Below are 4,301 nucleotides of genomic sequence, written 5' to 3'. Positions count from 1 at the left end.
GCTGGGATCATGATTTCGTCGCCATATTTTAATTTAATAGGCTTTAAACTATCTAATTTTATGGCAAGAAGCATCTGCCCTGACAACCTGATCTGTTTGTCTTTTTGATATCCAGAAACCACCTTTACTTTAAAACGTAAGATGTTGCTACTTTGCTGAGGTTCATTGTTCACCCAAACTTTTAAATAGCTGCACTGCGTTTTTGCAAAGTAATTTTGATTTAAACTTTCGTTATGGAGCAGGCAAAGTAAACCGCCAAGGCTGAGGAAAAGTATAAAGATCAAAATACCAACAGCTCCCTTGTAACGGTAAACATTTAATTTTTTATAAGTAATATTCAACAATAAAATGCACAGTAAAACAACAAGTAAGACTGAGGCCCACCATTGAATACCTATGCCTTTTGGAAAAAAATAAAAAATGCAGATGCCTAAAAGAAAAGGAAACAGGATCCTGACAAAAACATATTCGGACTTAAACATTGTTTAAAATTGATAGCGTACCTGAACTTTAACTTCCGATTTTTTATTGCCCTTAATTTCATCCAGGTAAGTACCTACTGTTTCTACGTCCTTATAAACAAACAACCCATATCGAACCCAAATATTTAGCTTCTTGACTATACTGTATTTCAGGTTAAAATAAGTCCTAAAACCTCTTCCATTATACATTCCAAAAGCAAAACTGTACAAAACATCATCTTCATAGGCATAAATTCTGCTATTATAACTTGGGGTATTGAAATAGGCAAATCTTACATTTCCTGTTAGCTTAGCGAACATTGGAGAATAGTCTACATCCTGATAAACGAGATAACCAAATTCTCTATTGGCACTACCTTTTTTATATTGTGAAATCTCTAGCCTGTTTTGGAAGCGCCAATTATTATTCAATTGCCAGCTTGCCTCTGCCCGATAACCTTCTCTTTTTACATTGTCTAAAAAGTTAACAGGCACATCTAAATCCGTATTTTGTTGTTTATGTTCTGTTTTAAATCGGACTAAAATTTTAAAGGTTTTGCTTGGTGTATAAACGGCCTGGGTTAAAATCTCGTAACCTTTTGATGGCTCATCAACACGGTACTTTAACCACGGGAAGCGAAAATAATCACCATAGAAAGAAAAAGCCCATTGTTTATTGGGATTAATATTTAGGCCAGCATACAATCCTTTTTCATTTACGGCTTCGCTCGATTCGGATACTGCCTGATTAAAGAAACTATGATAATCTTTATCATAATCGCGATAAGTTAAAGCAGCAGAAACTGTTGGTGACAAACTAATGAGGACACCGTTAATATAGGCAATGCCACCACCTAAACCCTTGGCTGCCTCGCCATAGAGGTACATATTTTTATATGTATAATTGTAAAACAACCCCAAATTGGTTAGCGCTTTACCTGTGAAACTATATCGATCGTAAGCTGCTGTTTGTGTAATAAAACGGCTCTTATAACGAGTATGGTAAGCAATTGCGCCAACAGCAAATTCGTTTTTGGCATATTGAACTGTGGTACCAAATACGCTTTGCGCTAAAACGCCTTTATTCTTAATCTCAGTAGGGGTTCTATGTAAACCAGTTTGATTAATGGTGGCCTGAACTAAATTTCCTTCTGAATCTAATTTTTGGCTAGCATCAAGATTGCGGAACGAAACAAAAGGGGTAATGTCTACATTTTTAAATAAGTTAATCGTTGCAGCACCTCCTCTAAAAAAAGAATATTCATTAGTAGAGTTATAAGGCCTTAAACCTAAATCTTTTTTAGCTACGCTGGTTACATCAGGACCTTTGCCAAAAGAAAAACCCGACCATAATGTTAAGCCTTGTCCAAATTGCAATGTATAATCGCCAACTACCAGTTTTTTTAGCTTTCCCAATTTGAATAGTGCGATATTGCCAGAATAAAAATCGAAAGGCTTGCCTATAAATTTTTCACCAGCATCTTTGTCTAAAGTAATGGCTGCTGATAGAATTGAGCTATAATGATATCTGTAGCGCGTCTGAAATCTTTCTGGCGAACCTAAATACCGGTTCCCGGGTAAATCTGTATAACCTTTTTGTTTTTGTAGGACCTGGGCAAAGCGCATCATCAAATCATTTTCACCAGTACGTACAATGTTTTTAAAATCGAGCTGCTGATATTCAGCGATATTGGTCAACGTTACAAATGGGAGGAGATTATGCACGGTTTTAATATCAAAACCATCAATACTTTGTAATTCCAGCACATCTGTAAGCTGACCATTTTCCTTTAGATGTGTAAAGAAATTACCAATCTGTAGAGGGGATAGGAAAACCAAAGTCTTTAACTCTTCAACTGAAGTACGGTTCAGATTAATTGGATGTTTACGGTATTTTTCCAATACATCAATCAGTTCAGTCATATCGTAATCATCGGGGAGGTTTTCGGCCATACTCTCCAAAATATCACGTGTATCTGTTTCCTCAGTATTGATTTGAGCATTTGCCATGAATCCAATCATTAGAAATGCAACAATTAAGCTCTTAAACCGCATAGCCACCTCCAATTAGAAATTTATCATAAAGGTTAACAGCCCATGCAATTACCATTTCTCTGTTAGGGATCAATGTAATTCCAAAAGAATTTTCTCGAAGAAAGAAATGATTAACTATGGCAGATAAACGGCCACCCAAATGGTTTTGGGAAAATAAAAAATAGAGGAAAAAGACAAGCAACAATACATACCATATTTTCATAAGCAGGGGTTATACCAGTTAATAAAAAATAGGGGTGATTGATGTTTTGGTTTTGCTAATATAGTAAAATAATTAAAAAAACTACAAAAAATGTATTTTTCTAATTACAGAAGAGTAATGCAAAGAAAATTGATAATGATAAGGGAAATAAAATATTTACAGTTCTTCTGCCAGGTTTACCAAAAAACCTTTCAGTTTTTCTAACGAATCTATAATTTTTTGATTCTCTCTAACGCCTGTTTTATTATTCTTTAAATAGTCTTTGGCACCTTTTAATGTAAATCCTTTTTCATCAACAAGGTTGAAGATGATCTTTAGATTTTCGATGTCTTCTGGAGTAAAAAGACGGTTGCCTTTTTTATTTTTCTTGGGCTGTAGGATATCGAATTCCTTCTCGTAAAAACGGATCTGAGATGCGTTAACATTAAACATTTCAGTCACTTCGCCCATGGTATAATACATTTTATTAATGTCTCTTTCTTTATACGGCATATTTTGTGCTTGATTATGAGTGTCTTATATCGATTAATTAAAGTATTCAAATGTAGCTCGATTTTTCCTTAATAACGCAATAAAATTTTAATTTTGTTCCCTCCAATAATATTGAAATGACAGCAAAAGAGATTAGACAGGCATTCCTTAGTTTTTTTGAATCGAAACAACATCATGTTGTTCCTTCCGCACCGATTGTGGTTAAAAACGACCCCACTTTAATGTTTACCAATGCGGGTATGAACCAGTTTAAGGATCTGTTTTTAGGAGAGGCGGCCATAAAATATTCTCGTGTTGCGGATACACAACRTTGTTTACGTGTTTCGGGCAAACATAACGATCTGGAAGAAGTAGGTATTGATACTTACCACCACACCATGTTCGAAATGTTGGGTAATTGGAGTTTTGGCGATTATTTCAAAAAAGAAGCTATTGCCTGGAGTTGGGAACTATTGACAGAAGTTTACAAAATCCCGAAAGAAAAATTATATGTCACCTACTTTGAAGGCGATGAAAAAGAAGGTCTGGAAAAAGATCAGGAAGCTTACGATCTTTGGAAACAATATGTTGATGAAAGCCACATTTTACCGGGAAATAAAAAAGACAACTTCTGGGAAATGGGCGATACCGGGCCATGCGGACCATGTTCTGAAATCCATGTAGATTGCCGTACTGATGAAGAAAAAGCTTTAGTTGATGGTGCTACATTGGTAAATGCCGACCATCCCCAGGTAATTGAAATCTGGAATAATGTATTTATGCAGTTTAACCGTTTAAAAAATGGTTCATTGCAAAGTTTACCTGCTAAACATGTTGATACCGGAATGGGCTTTGAGCGTTTGGTACGTGTTTTACAGGAAAAAACTTCTAACTACGATACAGATGTTTTCCAACCAATGATTCAGTTTATTGCAGAAAAATCGGGGATTAAATATGGTGCTGATGAGAAAACCGATATCGCCATGCGTGTTATGGCCGATCACATCCGTGCCATTTCCTTTGTTATTGCCGATGGTCAGTTACCTTCTAATAATAAAGCGGGTTATGTAATCCGCAGGATTTTACGCCGGGCCGTACGTTATGCTTATACG

General features: G+C 35.7%; 5 protein-coding genes. 1 reads left to right on the top strand and 4 read right to left on the bottom strand.

Translation table 11 applies throughout. The features are described 5' to 3' along the window. The 4 genes from AC1DND_RS21220 to AC1DND_RS21205 all read right to left on the bottom strand — a co-directional run. On the bottom strand, positions 1 to 482 hold a 482-nt coding region (locus tag AC1DND_RS21220), incomplete at its 3' end, for a DUF4131 domain-containing protein (RefSeq protein ID WP_477584621.1). A 3-nt stretch (positions 483 to 485) separates the two neighbouring features. Then, the gene (locus AC1DND_RS21215; protein ID WP_477584620.1) at positions 486 to 2,471 is read right to left on the bottom strand and encodes a helix-hairpin-helix domain-containing protein; all 1,986 of its coding nucleotides are present in this window, start codon (positions 2,469 to 2,471) and stop codon (positions 486 to 488) included. A 34-nt stretch (positions 2,472 to 2,505) separates the two neighbouring features. Then, positions 2,506 to 2,718 carry a hypothetical protein gene (locus tag AC1DND_RS21210; RefSeq protein WP_477584619.1) on the bottom strand — a complete coding sequence of 71 codons (213 nt, stop codon included), beginning with the start codon at positions 2,716 to 2,718 and terminating at the stop codon, positions 2,506 to 2,508. Positions 2,719 to 2,874: 156 nt separating this feature from the next. After that, complete coding sequence (locus AC1DND_RS21205; protein WP_029274329.1) at positions 2,875 to 3,210, bottom strand: MerR family transcriptional regulator; 336 nt, start codon at positions 3,208 to 3,210, stop codon at positions 2,875 to 2,877. A 116-nt stretch (positions 3,211 to 3,326) separates the two neighbouring features. Between AC1DND_RS21205 and AC1DND_RS21200 the strand changes: the two genes are divergently transcribed. Then, positions 3,327 to 4,301, top strand: a 975-nt coding sequence (locus AC1DND_RS21200; protein ID WP_477584618.1) for an alanine--tRNA ligase-related protein, incomplete at its 3' end; no start/stop codon positions are given.

It is taken from the genome of Pedobacter sp. 01N416 (assembly GCF_056399685.1).
The sequence above is the reverse complement of the archived record's forward strand: the minus strand, read 5'-3'. Positions and strand labels throughout refer to the sequence as shown.

Bases quoted from the DNA above. Each gene is read 5' to 3' on its own strand.
- AC1DND_RS21215 (WP_477584620.1), bottom strand. From the start codon at position 2,471: ATGGCAAATGCTCAAATCAATACTGAGGAAACAGATACACGTGATATT.
- AC1DND_RS21210 (WP_477584619.1), bottom strand. From the start codon at position 2,718: ATGAAAATATGGTATGTATTGTTGCTTGTCTTTTTCCTCTATTTTTTA.
- AC1DND_RS21205 (WP_029274329.1), bottom strand. From the start codon at position 3,210: ATGCCGTATAAAGAAAGAGACATTAATAAAATGTATTATACCATGGGC.